This window comes from Reichenbachiella agariperforans (assembly GCF_900142205.1).
In the GTDB taxonomy this organism is placed as follows: domain Bacteria; phylum Bacteroidota; class Bacteroidia; order Cytophagales; family Cyclobacteriaceae; genus Reichenbachiella; species Reichenbachiella agariperforans.
In genome coordinates this window covers 39,739-57,500 of sequence record NZ_FRAA01000006.1, presented here as the reverse complement: position 1 = coordinate 57,500, position 17,762 = coordinate 39,739, and the positions used below count along the sequence as shown (strand labels likewise).

16 protein-coding genes are annotated in these 17,762 nt (G+C 42.6%); 6 read left to right on the top strand and 10 right to left on the bottom strand.

Annotation, left to right across the window (positions count from 1 at the left end; translation table 11 throughout):
- Window positions 1-80 precede the first annotated feature (80 nt).
- The gene (locus BUB99_RS14885; protein ID WP_139281035.1) at window positions 81-1,025 is read left to right on the top strand and encodes a hypothetical protein; all 945 of its coding nucleotides are present in this window, start codon (window positions 81-83) and stop codon (window positions 1,023-1,025) included.
- 384 nt (window positions 1,026-1,409) lie between these two features.
- On the opposite strand, the gene BUB99_RS14880 is transcribed toward BUB99_RS14885, so the two are convergent.
- The 4 genes from BUB99_RS14880 to BUB99_RS14865 all read right to left on the bottom strand — a co-directional run bounded on the left by BUB99_RS14880 (window position 1,410) and on the right by BUB99_RS14865 (window position 5,787).
- Entirely contained in the window at window positions 1,410-2,162 is a 753-nt protein-coding gene (locus tag BUB99_RS14880) for a carboxypeptidase-like regulatory domain-containing protein (protein ID WP_170863816.1), read from the bottom strand.
- Window positions 2,163-2,266: 104 nt separating this feature from the next.
- Complete coding sequence (locus tag BUB99_RS14875) at window positions 2,267-2,659, bottom strand: tellurite resistance TerB family protein (RefSeq protein WP_139281034.1); 393 nt, start codon at window positions 2,657-2,659, stop codon at window positions 2,267-2,269.
- Window positions 2,660-2,669: 10 nt separating this feature from the next.
- Window positions 2,670-5,297 (bottom strand): AsmA family protein, encoded by a 2,628-nt coding sequence (locus BUB99_RS14870; protein ID WP_073123681.1) that lies wholly within the window; start codon window positions 5,295-5,297, stop codon window positions 2,670-2,672.
- A 70-nt stretch (window positions 5,298-5,367) separates the two neighbouring features.
- Window positions 5,368-5,787 carry a hypothetical protein gene (locus tag BUB99_RS14865; RefSeq protein ID WP_073123679.1) on the bottom strand — a complete coding sequence of 140 codons (420 nt, stop codon included), beginning with the start codon at window positions 5,785-5,787 and terminating at the stop codon, window positions 5,368-5,370.
- 156 nt (window positions 5,788-5,943) lie between these two features.
- Between BUB99_RS14865 and carB the strand changes: the two genes are divergently transcribed.
- The 3 genes from carB to BUB99_RS14850 are packed head-to-tail and all read left to right on the top strand — an operon-like array spanning window position 5,944 to window position 9,461.
- Window positions 5,944-8,754, top strand: a complete 2,811-nt coding sequence (gene carB / locus BUB99_RS14860; RefSeq protein ID WP_073123677.1) for a carbamoyl-phosphate synthase large subunit — start codon at window positions 5,944-5,946, stop codon at window positions 8,752-8,754.
- A gap of 14 nt (window positions 8,755-8,768) precedes the next feature.
- Window positions 8,769-9,014 carry a hypothetical protein gene (locus BUB99_RS14855; RefSeq protein ID WP_073123675.1) on the top strand — a complete coding sequence of 82 codons (246 nt, stop codon included), beginning with the start codon at window positions 8,769-8,771 and terminating at the stop codon, window positions 9,012-9,014.
- Window positions 9,015-9,074: 60 nt separating this feature from the next.
- Entirely contained in the window at window positions 9,075-9,461 is a 387-nt protein-coding gene (locus BUB99_RS14850; RefSeq protein WP_084190582.1) for a hypothetical protein, read from the top strand.
- A gap of 18 nt (window positions 9,462-9,479) precedes the next feature.
- On the opposite strand, the gene msrB is transcribed toward BUB99_RS14850, so the two are convergent.
- Entirely contained in the window at window positions 9,480-9,959 is a 480-nt protein-coding gene (gene msrB, locus BUB99_RS14845; protein ID WP_073123673.1) for a peptide-methionine (R)-S-oxide reductase MsrB, read from the bottom strand.
- A gap of 390 nt (window positions 9,960-10,349) precedes the next feature.
- Here msrB and BUB99_RS14840 point away from each other — a divergent pair, with 390 nt between their 5' ends.
- The gene (locus BUB99_RS14840) at window positions 10,350-11,513 is read left to right on the top strand and encodes an aspartyl protease family protein (RefSeq protein WP_084190581.1); all 1,164 of its coding nucleotides are present in this window, start codon (window positions 10,350-10,352) and stop codon (window positions 11,511-11,513) included.
- A gap of 83 nt (window positions 11,514-11,596) precedes the next feature.
- Here BUB99_RS14840 and BUB99_RS14835 read toward each other — a convergent pair whose 3' ends face one another.
- The 5 genes from BUB99_RS14835 to BUB99_RS14815 all read right to left on the bottom strand — a co-directional run bounded on the left by BUB99_RS14835 (window position 11,597) and on the right by BUB99_RS14815 (window position 15,633).
- On the bottom strand, window positions 11,597-11,992 hold the full coding sequence (locus BUB99_RS14835; protein ID WP_139281033.1) for a hypothetical protein: 396 nt from the start codon (window positions 11,990-11,992) through the stop codon (window positions 11,597-11,599).
- Between the two features lie 326 nt (window positions 11,993-12,318).
- Window positions 12,319-12,510: a hypothetical protein gene (locus BUB99_RS14830; RefSeq protein WP_073123667.1), complete on the bottom strand. Its 192-nt coding sequence runs from the start codon at window positions 12,508-12,510 to the stop codon at window positions 12,319-12,321.
- A 300-nt stretch (window positions 12,511-12,810) separates the two neighbouring features.
- The gene (locus BUB99_RS14825; protein WP_073123665.1) at window positions 12,811-13,272 is read right to left on the bottom strand and encodes a hypothetical protein; all 462 of its coding nucleotides are present in this window, start codon (window positions 13,270-13,272) and stop codon (window positions 12,811-12,813) included.
- Window positions 13,273-13,484: 212 nt separating this feature from the next.
- Complete coding sequence (locus BUB99_RS14820; RefSeq protein WP_073123663.1) at window positions 13,485-14,771, bottom strand: P-loop NTPase family protein; 1,287 nt, start codon at window positions 14,769-14,771, stop codon at window positions 13,485-13,487.
- A gap of 616 nt (window positions 14,772-15,387) precedes the next feature.
- Window positions 15,388-15,633: a peptide-methionine (R)-S-oxide reductase gene (locus BUB99_RS14815; RefSeq protein ID WP_073123661.1), complete on the bottom strand. Its 246-nt coding sequence runs from the start codon at window positions 15,631-15,633 to the stop codon at window positions 15,388-15,390.
- Window positions 15,634-15,865: 232 nt separating this feature from the next.
- Here BUB99_RS14815 and BUB99_RS14810 point away from each other — a divergent pair, with 232 nt between their 5' ends.
- The gene (locus BUB99_RS14810) at window positions 15,866-17,737 is read left to right on the top strand and encodes a hypothetical protein (RefSeq protein WP_073123659.1); all 1,872 of its coding nucleotides are present in this window, start codon (window positions 15,866-15,868) and stop codon (window positions 17,735-17,737) included.
- Window positions 17,738-17,762: the final 25 nt, after the last annotated feature.

Genomic DNA, 17,762 nt, shown 5'->3' with positions numbered 1-17,762 from the left:
TATCGTTTTTAGGTATGACTTTTGTCATGTCAGTGGAAGTAAATATTTAACACAATTTCAAACAATTAAAATCTAAGTCTATGAAAATTATTAAGAACCTAACAAGATTAATGTGCCTAAGCTTATTGGTATTTGCCGTGGCATGTAGCACCGATGATGAAGAAACATTCGATGCACCAGTCATTACGATCACTAGCCCTTCGTCTTCAGTTACTGAGATCACCGCTGGCGAAGAAGTTACATTCAGCTATACAGTAGATGCTCCAGGCGTTTTCAACACGACTACTGCAACTATCGAAGATGCTGACGGTGCAGACGTGACAACAGCATACACTGCCTCTAAAGAACCAGGTGCTACAGAAACTAGCTTTACATCTGATAACATTTTGGTTACAATTCCTGAAGCTTACGCAGGTCAAACTTTGACTTTCACAGTGACTGCCGTAGATGATCAAAATGCAACTGCATCCGTTTCTATAGATCTAGATATCACATCTATCCCAGCAATCTCATATACAGAAAAACTATTGTATGCGCCTACTCAGACAAGAGACTCTCATACATTTTTCTCTACTAACTTAGGAGAAACTATTAGTTCTGGTGAAGTCGTTGCTAGTACTGCTAGCTCTGCAGATGTTGATTTTGGATACTATTACTTCAGTGAAGCTAATTTAGGATCACCAGCGACATACCCTTCTTCAGTTTATGACTTGTCAGCAGATGGTCAAGGTTGGGGAACTTTAAATGCTACAATGTTCAAAGAAACGACTTTGTCTTCTGAAGAATACATGGCACTATCTACTTCTGCTGCACTAGCTACTGCATATGCTGACAATACCTCTGATGAGATTGGTACAGTAGAAGATCTAACTGAAGGACAAATCATCCTTTTCAGTACTGATGCTGGCAAAGAAGGTGGGTCAAAAATAGGCGCAATCAAAGTAACTGAGATTTACAAAGGTCAAAGTGGCAATGGATATGATAATGATGCTTATTTAGAAATCGAAGTATTGGTTCAGCCATAATAAGAATTTCTCTCCCAAAAGGAGAATAACTAAAAACCTGGCGGTCTCCGTCAGGTTTTTTTTGTGCCTAAAGAGGTAAATTAAAAATGCCATGACTTTGTGCTATCCTTGATACGAGTTCACAAAACCATATAACCATAAAGCAAGACCGTAGAGGGTGGACTTTTGAAACATAAAACGGTTGTGCAAGCATGGGCTTGAGGTTGCGCAAGCAGACCGTCATCCTTGCGCAAGCAGGAGGCAGTCTTAAGGGTTAAAGTGATTTCTTAGAAAGGATCAGACTATACTCTCTTCCATGTTTCATCCCTAAAAAAAGTAAGAAAGCCTAAAAACTACCGTGTACGAAGCGTCAAATCCACAAGGCCATACATGATGAAACTAAAATTAATGAAAGGTAGGGTTTTGCTTCGCACCTGATTTGATTCGCTCTTCTTCTTTGAGTTTCTCATCTAGGTAATCATAGTAGCCGTCTAGGTTTTTAGGTAAGATCTGTACAAGCTCGTAGACTTCCCTCCTCGCAAAGGACTGTAAGTCCATCCCTGCATAGTGAATAAAATCGATGTAGTAATATTCATCTAGTCGCTGTCCCATGATCTCTAAGATCTCCTCCATTTTTTCTTTCGCCACATCAAAGGTTTCACCCTCCGCCTCACGAGCCAGCGATTCATTGTAGACACGTTTCTCTTGTTTGTACTGCTTGCTCACCATACGGTAGACCGCCGTGGCAGGACTAGCGACTGCACCCATTGCCCCTAATCTATAATCGTCCGCTTCCGTTTTGGGGGCTGCATAGACTCCATTAACATGCACTGATTCGAGACGAGGGTTTCGGATGATGGTATTCGCCTGATACATACTACTGACCTGCACATCCTCTAACACGATGGTAGTTTTCTTCATGCTGATCATGATGTTTTGATAGCGAATCGAGTCGGTCACCACATACTGCTGCTCCTTGTAGCCCAGCAAGGAAAAGTGTAGTGTATCCCCTGACAGCACTTTTACCACGAAGTTGCCATCGATATCGCTATACGTACCCGAGTGGATGTGCGTATAAACCTGAACATCCCGGAGTACATCCGCTGTCTCACTGTCCATCACAGCACCTCTTACCAAGATGTCTTGGCAGATAGCCATACCCGACTGGGTCATAAAAAGTATCGATAATAAAATGATTCGTCGCATAGTAGTCTACTACAGTCTAATGCAAACTAACGACGAAATGATGTATAGAAGAAAATCTATTTTAAAAAGGCGTTTAATTTTTTCTTAAGCGACAACTTTTCGCTTTTGATCACGAGATTCTTGTGCACCAAGGGATACATCTCCATCACAGCACCATAGCTATAGCCCAGTTTGTCAGCGATCATGTTGCAGTATTCAACCTCCTCGTTGAAGATCTCGTCATCTACCTTCATGAGTTGGATGATGCTATAGAGGAATTCGAACTTCTCGTCAGGGTCCAAATTAGCCACCCCGGTAAGTTCACCGGGGTGGTCTACTATCTCTTGAATGGACTCGTCAGAGAGACCATGAGCGCTACCTATTTTGAAGATCAAAGAGCGTTCGCGCTCATCGATGTTATCATCACTCTTAGCGAGATTCACTAAGGCCGTCAATTGCTTTTTGATCATGGGCATAGGTTTAGAACATTTTTTTCAGGGCATCTTTGGCTTTTTTCTTGGCCTCCTCTGCTGCTTTTTTAGCTTGCTCCTCAGCCTCCTTTTCTAGTTCTGCCTGTTTCTTCGCTAACTCTGCTTTGGCCTTAGCCTCTGCCGCTTTTTTCTGTTTGTCTAGCTCGGCCTTAGCTTTGTCCTCGGCAGCTTTGAGCTGCTTATCGATTTCTGCTTTAGCGGCAGCCTTGACAGATGCAGCGGGTGATTGTCCTCCCGCAGATTCAGCACTGGCGATTCCTACCTTCGGATCCTCATAGGTGCCGGATACTTTTAATTTGACCAGCATGGTCTCATCGATAACTTTCGCACCACCAGTGTAGGTGGCCAACGCAGCATTGACCGCACTGCCTACTTTTCCCGTCTTTACGACTGTACTGATTTTATAATCCAGAGAGCCATCTATGCCATTCGAGCCATAGATGGTGGCTTTCTGCCCTTTCATCGACACATCGAATGGATCAACATAGATACGCCCTTCTTTGATCTCTACTTGGAGTTTGACATCCTTCACCGTCACCTCTTCGCCACTGAACTTAGATACCGCGGAGATGGTTTTCATCAGCTTGTCTCCTTTGAGCGCAGCATCATCGATTTGTATCACGCCTGTGCCATATAGATGCTCATAGATGGGCATCATATCCGCTCCGAGGTTACCTGAGAGTTGCAGTAGTGCAGAAAAATCTCCTGTGACATTCTTCGCTACAGGTGCTAATTTCTGGACAGTATTGAACGTCTCGTATGCCTTCGGGATAGAAAGGTCGCTGATGTCAAACCCGAAATCAAACGCAGGTTCTTCGACTACAGAATTATAGGTGCCATTCATCACAAACGCTCCATCGAGGAGATTAAAGTCTATGTTGTTGAGACGAGCGATTCCTTCTTTGACTGTAATCAATCCGTCCAAATCTTTGATCTCCATACCGTCGTAGTGTATGGTATTGATCGCGGACATAAACGCAAAATCAATGTTGGTCGGAACACGAATCACCTCTAAAGGAGCAGCAGTCGTATCGACTTCTGCTGTTTCCTCCGTCATCCACTCATCCAGATCAAACGATTTGGAGCGTAGGTTGAGCTTCCCAACTAGTGTTTCGTTCTCCGACAGAGCAAAACCTATGAAATTAGACACCACACCGTCGAGCTGTATATCGCTCTTGCCCAGCATCGCATCGAACTCTTTCAAGGCAACTTGTTTTGGGGTGAATGTCATGCTCGTCTTTTTGATGCTAAAGCCCTGAGGCAGGTCTTCGCTAACCACCTCAAAACCCGTCAGTGACAGTGAACCCGCGGCGGGTATTTCCGCATAGCGCTCCTCCTCTATGAGTTTCATATTACCCGAGGTACTCAGGTCAGCTGTCATGAGTCCTTTGAGATTCATTCCCTCTACAGGGACGACTTTTAGCAGCTTCTCTAGGTCGAGATTGCCATGTAGTCCAAAGTCCCACGTATAGTTCTGTAGATTGCTAAAGGCCAAATTAGCAGAGACAGTCTCACCATCTAGGAGCATCGAGAAGGTCGGCATGTTAAAGGTCATGTTGTCCATATTCTCGCCTGGGACATTGAGTGCGGTACGTATGGTCAGTTTCTCGATAGGAATTGGATACTCTGCATATTTGATTTTCCCATTGTCTACATCCAGTTTAGCCGTCACATCAGGTAGGCGGTTTTCGTTGTAGGTACCTTTGGCCGTCCCCGAAAACGAAATGCTACCACTCGTCTCTACGCCAGCAAGGTATTCCTGATATACGCCTGGAATCAGAGATAAAATACTCTTGATAGAAATATCGGATCCCGAAAAATTCAAATCCATGTCGATATCCTCGGTAGGCATGGCAACATACCCGTCAAAACCTATCCCGAAATCATTGAGCGCAATCTTGTTCTCTTTGAATGTGTACTTGGCATGGGGCAAGTCCATATTGAGTGTGAGGTCAGCGGTCAGCGTTTTGTTGCTCAGATACTCGACTCCATCCATGTTGACAGTCAAACCATCGACCGTTGTCTGAGTGGTGAGGTCAAATATATCTTGCGTAAAGTCACCCGTTCCGCTGTGGTTCAAGCCCAAAATCGTCGTATAGAACTTCATCGACTCATCATAGTAGATAAGGTTGGCATTCCGGATCTCCCAGCTTTTGATCGCAACAGAGAATGCCGCAGTACTAGCAGTCGTATCTTCCTCGGCTACTTCTTCGCTCGCCACGGCTATGTCATAGTTTGCTTTGCCGTTCTCCAAAACCAGCACCGTGATCTCTGGCTGATCCAGCAGGATGGAATTGACTTTGATCTGCCCTCCATTGATGACAGACATCAGGTCAATTTCAAATCCAAAAGAAGCGACCGACAAAAGCGTATCCTCTTCGAAAGGTGCTTTACCCACGATACCGAAATCATCTATCGCCAAACTAAAATTGGGGAAGCTTTTAATCAAAGAGAGCGAAAAACCTCCTCTATCATAGTAGACCGTCGCATTGATATTTTTGGCTATCGCATCATCGACCGCCTTTTGTATGTCATCTTTGAAAATAATCGGGATCAAAATAAGAAGTGCAACGACGAGCGCTACGATAGACCCCAAAATAATTAGGAGCTTTTTCATCAGTTTTTACGTTTTGGTATGAATATCTAATTTAGGATTAATTGCTAAGGAACACTATCTATTACCCAAATCACTTGGTTAGGAAAAGATAGACATCCTCGACGAGCTGTAGTTTGACCTTACTATCACTCGCTTCTAGGATTTTGTAAGGCATCCCGAACTCATCTCCTTTGTTCTTGACATTGAGTGTGTCACCGAGCATCTCCCACTCTAGACTATGAACCAAAGTATCCTTGCCAAAGATACAGTTCTCATAACCAAACGCACTAATCGTGATTTTCCCATCAGGCTTAATGTCCATTTTTCCATTCATGGTGAGGTTAATGCTAGGGTCCATAGGAGCTTCATTGTCTGGGTAGGTTACCCACTGAACGTCCCAATTACCGACTAGACTTTGCTTCTTTTCCTTACCTGATTCGCATGATGACAAAACGAGCACAAAAAAGAGCACAAAGGTTGCAATTGCCGATTGATTAAAATTAGCTGTCATTTTACGTGTGTTTTTGTAGTATTTATTATGCCGTAAGGTAATTCAGAGTTTGTTCGAAAAAAACCATATCCCCTCTGTATATCCTTTTTATTACGCGCATTTGAACCTAGATTTGCAGAATTTTATACCCCTTAAAAAAACAAAAGTCGTCGCAAAATGCCAAAGGATAAAAGTATCAAATCGGTTTTAATAATAGGAAGTGGACCCATCGTCATCGGTCAAGCATGTGAGTTTGATTATTCAGGATCACAGGCTGCTAGGTCACTAAGGGAAGAAGGAATCGAAGTGACGCTGATCAACTCGAACCCAGCGACCATTATGACCGACAAGGTAACCGCTGACAATGTCTATCTCAAGCCTCTCACCAAAGCATCGATCAGGGAAATCCTAGAAAAACATGATATAGACGCTGTACTCCCTACCATGGGAGGTCAGACCGCACTCAACCTAGCCATGGACTGTGACAAAGCAGGCATCTGGGACAAATACAACGTGCGAGTAATTGGATCTAACTTCGATGCGATCGAAACGACCGAGGACAGAGAGAAATTCAGACTCAAAATGGAGGAAATCGGCGTAAGTGTCTGTAAAGGACGTACAGCGACTTCATTCCTAGAGGGAAAAGAGATTGCACAAGAAATAGGTTTCCCATTGATCATCCGTTCTTCATACACGCTAGGTGGTGCAGGAGGTGGATTTGTAGAAACACCTGAGGATTTCGACAAAGCACTAAACGATGGATTACACGCCTCTCCTATTCATGAGGTACTCATCGAGCAGAGTATCCTAGGATGGAAAGAGTACGAGTTGGAAATCATGCGCGACAGCATAGGCAACTTCATCGTCATCTGTTCGATCGAAAACTTCGACCCTATGGGGGTACATACTGGTGATTCTATCACAGTAGCACCTGCGATGACTCTACCTGATACAGTCTACCAAAGAATGCGAAACCATGCCATAGAAATGATCAACTCTATCGGTCAGTTCGCAGGGGGATGTAACGTACAGTTCTCTGTCAGCCCAGACAACAAAGAAATCATCGGGATCGAGATCAACCCAAGGGTCTCTCGATCTTCTGCACTGGCATCTAAAGCCACTGGATATCCAGTCGCCAAGATCGCTGCTAAACTCGCTATCGGTTACAACCTAGACGAGCTCAACAACCAGATCACTAAAAATACTTCTGCGTTCTTCGAACCATCGATTGATTATGTAATCGTCAAAGTACCACGCTGGAACTTCGACAAGTTCAAGGGAGCTGATAGACACCTAGGCCTACAGATGAAATCAGTAGGAGAAGCGATGGGTATCGGTCGCAACTTCCAAGAAGCCCTACAAAAAGCCTGTCAGTCACTAGAGATCAAAAGAAATGGGCTTGGCGCAGATGGCCGTGAGCTCAAAAGCCATGATCAGCTACTCGATAGCCTAAAGAACCCTAGCTGGAACAGACTGTTTCATATCTATGATGCTTTCAAATTGGGCATCCCGTACAAGACGGTAAGAAACCTCACCAAAATCGATCCATGGTTTCTATACCAGATCGAGGAGATGATCGCGCTAGAAAACGAAATCGAAAAGCATACGCTAGCTGACATCCCTAAGAAGCTCATGATGACGGCCAAGAAAAAAGGCTATGCCGACAGACAGCTCGGTCATTTAATGGGCAGTCTCGAAAGTGAGGTCTTCGCCAAGCGACAAGAGATGGGTATCAAGCGTACCTACAAGATGGTAGATACTTGTGCGGCAGAGTTCGAAGCGCAAACACCGTACTTCTACTCTACATTCGAAGAAGAAAACGAGTCGATCCCATCGGATAAAAAGAAAATCATCGTACTAGGTTCAGGTCCTAACCGCATCGGTCAGGGAATCGAATTTGACTACTCCTGTGTACACGGTATCCTCGCAGCGAAAGAGTCTGGATACGAAACGATCATGATCAACTGTAACCCTGAGACGGTTTCTACTGATTTTGATATCGCAGACAAGCTTTACTTTGAACCCGTATTCTGGGAGCATATCTACGAGATCATCTTGCTAGAAAAACCAGAAGGGGTCATCGTACAACTCGGTGGACAGACAGCACTCAAACTAGCAGAGAAACTATCCAAGTATGGTATCAAAATCATAGGCACAAGCTACGAAGCACTTGATTTGGCAGAGGATAGAGGTTCATTCTCTGATCTACTAAAAGAAAACGACATCCCTTACCCAGAGTTCGGTGTAATCGAGAATGCTGACGAAGCACTCGAGTTATCCAAAACTATTGGCTTCCCTATGCTCGTGAGACCATCCTATGTACTAGGCGGTCAGGGTATGAAGATCGTGATCAACGAGGAAGAGCTCGAAGAGCACGTAGTAGAGATATTTAGAACGATACCAGGCAACAGAGTACTGCTCGATCACTTCCTAGAGAATGCACAAGAAGCCGAAGCAGATGCCATCTGCGATGGAGAGAACGTCTACATCATCGGGATCATGCAACACATCGAACCAGCAGGGATCCACTCAGGGGATTCGTTTGCTGTCTTGCCTCCGTACAACTTGGGAGACCTAGTCATTAGAAAGATCGAGGACTACACCAAAAAAATCGCTTTGGCCCTCAATACGGTTGGTTTGATCAACATCCAGTTCGCGATCAAAGATGATCAGGTCTACATCATCGAGGCTAACCCAAGAGCATCACGTACAGTACCGTTTATATGCAAGGCTTATGATGAGCCGTATGTGAACTATGCGACAAAAGTAATGCTGGGAGCTAAAGTCACTGACTTTAAATTCAATCCGAAGAAAAAAGGATATGCGATCAAAGAACCCGTATTCTCGTTCAACAAGTTCCCGAACGTAAACAAGGAACTCGGACCAGAAATGAAGTCTACCGGTGAAGCGATCTACTTCATTGACGATTTGATGGACGATTACTTCCTAAAACTATACAGTGAACGCAACCTTTATTTGAGTCGATAAGTACATATAAGTCTATGTTGAAGTTTTTAGTATTATTTATTCTGTTCTTTTGGATTGTGTTCAAGCTGGGCGGCTTCTTTATGAGGATGTTCTTGGGCAACATGGTCAATCAAAACAGGCAACAGTCTGCACAGCAGCATCAGCAGAGACAGCCACAGGATGGCAATGTACATATTGATTTTGTCCCTAAAAAGGGAACTAAAGCAGCAAACAAATCAGATTTCAAAGGAGGCGATTACGTCGATTACGAAGAGGTTTGATAACGATAAAAACAACAAAAAACGAGGATCAATATTGATCCTCGTTTTTTGTTTCTAGCCATGACACGTCCAGATCAAGATATAGTAGACCTACGTCCCGAACTACCACAAGCTACCACTGGGCGCAGTGGAGAGGTCGAGCGATTCCAAAACGGCATCATTCGCCCCATCATCAAACTACAGCACGAACTAGTCATCGCACTGGTCCAAAAAGAAAAGACCTTTGAACTCGGCGTACTCCAAGCCAAAAACAAATCCGAATACAGAAATCTCGCCGGCATCTGGCTCCAAAAGCGTCCAAAGATCAAAAATCAACTGCTGGGGGTCGTCATCGCCATGATGACAATAGAGGAGCTAACAGGCTACCACCTGCATTATACCGAATACAACAAGCGTATCCTCCAGATCATCGTCACACGAGTGGCCGATACGCTGTACATAGAATGAAAAACACAGCGTCTTAAGCTACTCCTCTTTTATAAAATCCAAAGACACGGAGTTAATGCAATAACGCAAGCCTGTAGGAGGAGGTCCATCATTGAAGACGTGCCCTAGGTGTCCACCACATCGCGCACATTGTATTTCAGTCCGTCGCATGCCGTGCGAATTGTCTTGCAACTCTACAACACTACTGTCAGTAGCATACTGGAAGTAACTCGGCCATCCACAGTGTGCGTCAAACTTAGTATCGGAGTTAAATAACGGATTGCCACAGGCTGCACAGACATAGAGACCAATTTCGTCATGGTCATCATATTTTCCTGTACCAGGACGTTCGGTTCCTTTCTCTCTAAGAATATAATACTCCAAATCACTCAATTCAGACTTCCACTCTGCATCAGTTTTATTGATGGTATAGCTACCGCTAGATTTATCCTTCTTGCTTTGGCCCTGTGTCGCACAGGCAGTGATCAGGACTAGGGAGATAATGCTTATATATTTCATGCTGTTTTCATTTTGTAGTGCAATAACCTATACTACCTACGAAATAGTTCCTTGATTAGATTTGTAAGTACAAGCGCATTTAAGAATCCAGTCAGGGCTCTATGTGTGTTAACTTCTCATACCCCATCTTCACCACCATCTTCATACCCCGACTTCACCCCCCGTCATACCACGACTTCACCACCACCTTCATACCCCGACTTCACCACCCCCGTCATACCCCGACTACACCACTACCGTCATGCCCCGACTTGATCGGGGTATCCCTCACGTATGGCAGACTATCAGGAGTTCTGGTTTAAATGCGTTTTCTCTGCAAGGAGCAGCTAAAAGTTTTTTTTCGTCAAAAGACTTCCTAAATTATGCCCTCAAATTAAACTAATCATAGCTATGAGATTATTAGTCATTTTAGCCTTTGTATGCACTTCTTTTTTGGCGGTCGGCCAGACGCCTGTCAAGAGTATCCCTTTCGAGCTATTTGGAGATCACATCATCATTCAGCTCAATGTAGATGGTTCTGAACCCTTGGATTTCATCTTTGACTCTGGCGATGGACTGACGGTCATTGACCAAGATGTCGCAGAGGCCCTCGGTTTGGAAAAGCATGATGCCACCATCAACAATGGTACTGTTAGAGGTTCATTGATCAAGCACAACACGCTAGCCATCGGTGATTTCTTGTTAGAGAAAAACATCAAAGTATACGCCACGGACTTAGATCATCTGGAGATCAGTCTAGGGAGAGATTTTGATGGGATTATAGGATACGACCTAATGATGCACCACGCGGTACGAATCGACTATGAGAACAAAATATTCGAAGTGTACAACCACGGTGAACACCCTAAAGTCGGCAAAGCCATCCCCTTCAAACTACATGCTGGCATCCCTACTGTAGAAGGAAACGTGATTTTAAACAATGGCGAAACACACCCAGGTAGCTTTTTCGTGATGACAGGAGCTGGTACGACCATGGATTTCAACTCTCCTTATGCCCTGCAATATGACGTAGCACACAAGACGGGCGACCACTACTCCTATATGGTCAAAAGCATCTCGAACAAGGAGACCAAACACTATGAAGGACGGGTACAATCTTTCTCGTTCGGAGGAGAAAAATTTGATAACATCCCCGTAGGGATCAGCGAAGCAACCACTGGTGTACAAGCTGACAAGAAAATCGCTGGTATCATCGGAAATGAAATCCTCATGCGCTACAATCTAGAATTTGACATGCCTGCCAAAATGATCTACATCGAGAAAAATGGCAACTACGACAAACCCTTCCGTATCAACTGTAGCGGACTAGATGTGCAACTATCCCCAGACAAGCAAAAAGTACTCATCCACCAAGTATTCGAAAACAGCCCAGCAGAGGCCGCTGGCATCCAGCAAGACGATGAACTAGTCAAACTAAACGGCATGTCGATGAGCGAAGTGGATATGGCAGAAGTCAAAGAAACCTTAAAGACCGATGGCAAAACTGTCGAGCTCGTCATCCTCCAAGACGGTGCTGAAAAAACCGTGACGCTGGAGCTGAAGCAACTGCTGTAACGCTACTACTACACGAAACAGAGAAGGCATCCATGGTATGGATGCCTTCTCTGTTTTTGACCTAATTCTACTTACTCCTATTTCTATCTCAATGCCGCTATTTTGTCCTGAATGTGAGTTGTGTTCACATTGGCGTTCTCTACTTTCATCGCGTCCATAGACTTGATATAGTACTCCGTTGCTTGCTTATTCAAGTTACACTTGCTGTAGTAGTCTCCCATAACTTCTAAGTTGTATGGAGCCTCCTTAATGCTAAGCGATTCTTGTATCCAACCTTTCGCATTGGCGATGCCCGCATTCTTCTTTATCAAATAATCTGCTTGTTCTGCCAATAGCATCCAGTCATCTGGCGCACCGTTTTCGACTACACTTACTGCTTTTTCAACAGCCTTTTCTTTCGCTCCCGAGGCAAAAGAAGAGGTGTTCATGAACAAGACTGCTGCTACTACGAATGTGATTGTTTTGATTGTATTTTTCATGGCTTTATAATTTAAGTTTTTAATATCTGATTCTATATTGACCAAACTCATGCCAAAACAAAAAGACTACTGTTAATCAGATACTTACAGTTTTGAACGCGAAAAAAGAGGGTAATAGCGAACACTAAAGCGTTCTAAAACGAACACATCACACTAGAAAGTATGGACTATACTGAGGGGAAACATCATTCTGATACAGAAAAATGATAATTACTGGGACCGCCCTTCGGTCACGTACGAGACCAACACTCCGTCACGAGCGAGACCGACCCCCTGTCCAGCACGAGACGGCCCCATCAAACCATAAGGTAGCGCGACCATCCACTTCAAAAAGACGGTAGGGTTTCTGGCTCGGTAGATATACCTGCTATGATGGCTGTGAACTTCTTGAAATCTCTGATGATGTCAGACAAAATATCGCCCTCTTTGGCAGAGGCGATCAAATACAAATGCGCTACCACAGCATCCTCGTCACAGACTCGGGTGATGGGGACGACCGTGGTTCTCGCTGAGAGCAAGGATTACGGTAGTTGCTCTACCATCAATCTACACCTCTGGTTGTAGCGTCCGCTACGACCTTGTCATGACAGGCAGATCATCTCATCCTGCATAACTCCAGCACCGGGCGGACCTGCCTCGCCGGACAGGCAGGCGCCCTTCTATATTTTGGGTCTTAGTGGATACTAAGACCAGTGGGGTTCAGAAAGATGAAAAATCCTGCGATCTGCACTCAGTAGAAAGCACAACCATTTCCCAGCGGCTGATTCATGGTATGGTTTGCACTGATATCTGTAAAGTGGCAGTTGGCGCATTCCTGCTCAGCGATTGTTATCTTCTTTTTTTTCCGTCAATTCGAGAGTTCGTTCAAGTGTTTCAGTGATGTTCCGATAGTTACTTAGCCCTCCGAAGTTCACCACTATTAGAAAAATCAAGGTTTGAAATGGAAGAATGTACCACTCAGAACGAAAACCTAAAATCAAGCTTGTCAGAAGTCCAAATGTTACAAAAATCATCATGAACACGGCAAATTTGAATTGTTTTGATGGCTTCAAACTCAAGTTGAGTTGACCGTTAGAAAGAGTTCCTCGAACCACAGGAGTTAGCCAAAGACCAACCTTCACGTTATAAATTTCCAGTTTATTCTGTTTGTAAGTCCCTCCAAATACATTCGGTGCGGTTTGTTGCTTCGAATCAAGTAGGTTGTTAATTCGTTCCGATATCTCCGTTTCAGAAAGTTGTGTCTGGTAGTAGACTTCTTGGTTGGGCTTCAGAATTTCCATGCGACAAATTGAAGATAACGTCTAGTATATGGCAAGTAGGGCAGTAGAAAACAATGAACTTTCAAGTTTGCACTGAGCCAAAGCGTTGTATTTTGTTTTTATTTTATACATTATAAAAGCCAAATCGTTGATTTGGCGGTGTTTCAAATAACCACTGGACTTTCATAAGCCACTAAACGCCCTATTTGCTATATACAGTGTTGGCTGTATTTTTATAATCCTAAAGGTATTGGGATGTATTCCAAAATTTCCTCTTTCTCGCAATTCTTTAAAAAGAAGTAGAATGTTGAATCAATAATTTTCACAGAAGAGGTTCCGATGTCATAATCAAATATCGGTGGTGAAATTGATTTTTTTACCTGGTTTGAAACGAGGGTTTGTAAGAAGTAACCCATATCTGATGGTCTCACATCATCTGCTCTATGGTGGATTACTTTTATTTTCTCCTGAATTACTCTACGTTTTAAACCGTTTGTGATGTCTTCAAATTCCTCATTAAATAATGTTTTTATAAAATAGTATGGAATATACAAAGGTATTTCATCTGAGCTTTTGGCTTTCTGTTCTACAAAAGCTTCCAAGCAACGAATATGTCTACTTGAATAGTCGCTAAGCTTTATATCAATTGCTTGCTGAATATTTTCAATTGATATAAATACAGTTTCTTCAGCTGTTTGCTTAACTCCTGCAGCATAACATGATTCTTTGCATAATTCTTGAAACACTCCAACGCTATCAAAGCATGTTTCAACTAATGTGTCAAATACATTTTCAAAACTTACATTTAAAAGAGGCATACCCTCTTGAACTATTGCTTCTAAATGTTGCTTTTCCCAAGGTTCAACGGGTATCTCAATTAGTCTATCAACTAAATCTCCGTTGAATTGAATTAATCTATTTTTTTCTCTCCATATTCCTAATACAATAAATTGAATTTTGTAATCATCAAAGATTCGTAAATCTATTGCAAGTAACTTCTGGTTATCTTCTGTTAGATAATGAAAATTCTCTACAATAATCTTTTTATCAAATTCAATTACCCTCAATAATTCCGATAAGTCTTGAGCTAAGAAAAGATTATAATCGACAACCTTATACGATAATTTGTCTCCCTCTTTTGTTGATGCCTTACCTTCTACACTTGCTTCTCCTGAGCCAAAGAATGGTATTTTTACCTTTGCTTTAACACCCGCTTTTAGCTCGCCACCGACTTCCTGTGTTACTTCTCTTGATTCAATAATTTCAATGTTTAGTTGTCGAACTATTGAATTATATAAATCTTGAATTGTCGATGCTGGTGAGCAATTAACTTTAATGTAATCCTTTTCTTCTAGGTGCTTAGCTGTCAGTGCGGTTTTACCCTGTTTAGAAGCTCCATATATTACTATATGTTTGTTTTTCTCTAGACCTTTAACAAACAAATCGTCAACGTCTGGTCTTTCAATATATGTTGAAACCATTTCATTCGAAACCCCAAAGACTTCATGTGTTTGATACATATTGTTATTTATTATAAGGTATTCATTCAAATTACAGCCAACATTTCGCTATACGCAATTGCGTATATATATTATTGGCATCAACACTACGTCAGTCATTGATTTCCCAAGAATACTCCTTAGCCCTGATAGATACAAGCAAGCGGGTCTCTAAGATCAAAGTACAGCCTGTATATACCTAGATTCAGGGGGCTTGAAGTGTGTCAGGATTTGCTCCTGACGTCATCGGGAAGGAAACACTGACGCTAAATACTGTCCTGCAGGCTGCAGAAAGGATCTGTTTTTGTCTTTTCAAAAACCCGTGCAGATTCGGAGCAAAGTCTGCGTAGGTTTGATCTAAAGTCTGCGCGGATTTCTAGCAATGTTGCACGGGTTTTCTAGCAAACCTGTACAGGTTTAGTGTAAAGTCACAGCAGGTTTGGGACAAAGTATCAGTAGGTTTTTGGTAAAGCTTCAGTAGGTTTGGGACAAAGTCTGCGCAGGCGGATCAAAAGAGGTGTAACTATAAAAATCTGAAATCCATATTCTATGTCGATGACCCGCTTAGTGCAGCGCTGTACTATGTTCGCTTTAAGTAGGAGACTATATTATTCCTTAAAAGAAACCCCAAACGACACTACTCCTTCCAATCCTTCGTGATCTCATCGAGCTTTTTGATCTTGTAGTCAAAGTCACCTTTGAGTTTGTCACGGACTTTGGCCATTTGGTCGAGGACATCATATTTTCCTGTGCCAGAACGCTCGGTTCCTTTCTCTCTAAGAATGTAATAGTCCAAATCACTCAATTCGGACTTCCACTCTACATCAGTTTTATTGATGGTATAGCTACCGCTAGACTTATCCTTCTTGTTTTGGTGTCGCACAGGCAGTGATCAGGACTAGGGAGATAATACTTATATATTTTATGGCTGTGTGTTTAAGGAAAATAACGATAGTCAAAGAGGAATGGTTCCTCTCATCATTGGCTGTCATTACCAATGGCCATGAATTTTACCTACAAGGATTTCCTAAAAATCGCAGTGCTAAGAAGCTTGTTTTTTAATTTATTGTGAATCACTTTTGTAGCGTTCTATTGAATTGTATTAACAACCAGCCATGACACGTATTCAATTTAAGATAATTTACCCCATACTATTCTCCCTCCTGTTTGCTTCCATACTTTTGTATAGCTGTAAGGAAGATGACGTGCAACCAAACGTCGTGCAACCAAAAGAGGAAGAAAAAGCAGTCGAAGATTTCATAGATTATTATTCACTTTTGAGTTATCCGATCGTGTCTTCCCAACCTACAGGTAGCCAGTTTCTGTTGCCTGAGTTGGTTTTCGCCTATCCGATTGATTCTGCATTTGAAGTGGAGACGGACACGTCTACGCTTACTTATAAGTTCGAGATGCTGGATTTTTCACTCAGTTTTTTTGATCAAATACAAGAATTTGATCGTGACGTATGGAGCAACACCAAAGACACCCTTACCCTATTGCCTTCGTCCCCCCTCCAACGAGAAGGCACTTACTTAGGTGAGATCAAACTCCAGCTATATGTGCAAGATGACAATGAGCAGTGGATAGCGGTCAACCACACAAAAACATCGAAAAGGTATGAACAATATTTCAACTATTCTATTTCACCAGTTGTCCATTTTCAACTGGTCAAAGGGATGCATTTTTTAGAAGACCGAGCGTTGAATCCATACCGACCCAACATCCTATTCGATCTGTACTTTATCCCAGTCGACACTTTCTATTGGGATGAACAACTAGACATAGAGGTCAGACACGAGTACAGCATTAAGATAATGCAGGATGGCAGGGAAGTAGCGTTCGATTATGAAATCCATGAGAAAGATATGCAGTTAGAAGTCACTCTGGACGAGGCACTATGTGAGTCTTGTACGTATTCGCTTGATATCGAGTTGGCTTACTTTACGCGAGTATTTGGCGAAGAAAAGCAACTGGAAGACCCAACAGGCCCTATCGTGGACGAAAACTCCTACACATTCGTGGGGGGAGAAAATCAACTGTCAGATCAGATCATAGCAGATAATATAGATTACCAATACCCAGTAGATAGACAATACACTTTTTTAACCAAAGAGTATCCTTATGGATATTTAAAGCTCCTATATCATCAAGAAGGCTTGCTGAACAGTGACAGTGACCCGTCCTGGGCTACACAAGTTCGTATCTCTTCACTAGACGATACGTATAGCAAAACAGTTCCATTGACCTATGAAAACTTAACTTTTCAGTACGAAATGCCCGACGACCTAGCCAAAGAGACAATACACAAAATAGAATTTTTGGAAAGTTCACAGGACGGTCAAGAGTCTGTCTTTCATACCCTTCATATTCGCACCAGTTTGTACGACACTTTTTTGGAGAAGATCGAAGACAATGGGCCGAGTGATGGATATTGGCAATATCCTGGAGAGAAATATGATGAGTATGAGTTGCGAAGATTTGGCAACAATTTGATAATCAAAGAAGAAGCTTTTGATTGGGTAGAGGTCAAAGGAAATGAGAAAAACCATGTGAACCCATTCCTAATCCTTACCAATGATTTTGATGATAGTTCTTACTATCAAAAAATCTATGATCTGGTATATAAGGTGGTAGAATTAGGACTTCTAACAATAGAAGAAAACACTGAGGATGGTGTACCTCCACTCGATGCGGTTTATTGGTGGGGATACCCGTACTCATTCATTTTAAATGATGAACATATACAAAACAATTTTGCCCCTAGAGAAGACTCAGAGGGTACGGTTTCAAATTTAACCTATAGTTATTTTGTGAAACATTTTGTAGAGCTTAGAGACAAAGCAAAAATTCACCCTAATCAGGATAATAGTTTGATTAAGAACCTTCAAAACACTCAATTTTATTCTCCTAAGAGCACTTGGCCTTACTACGTCTACTATACACTCCCTGGAGACATACATACCAGTACCTACCATCACAACCCATAAGCACCAATAGTTTCTCTTTATTGAT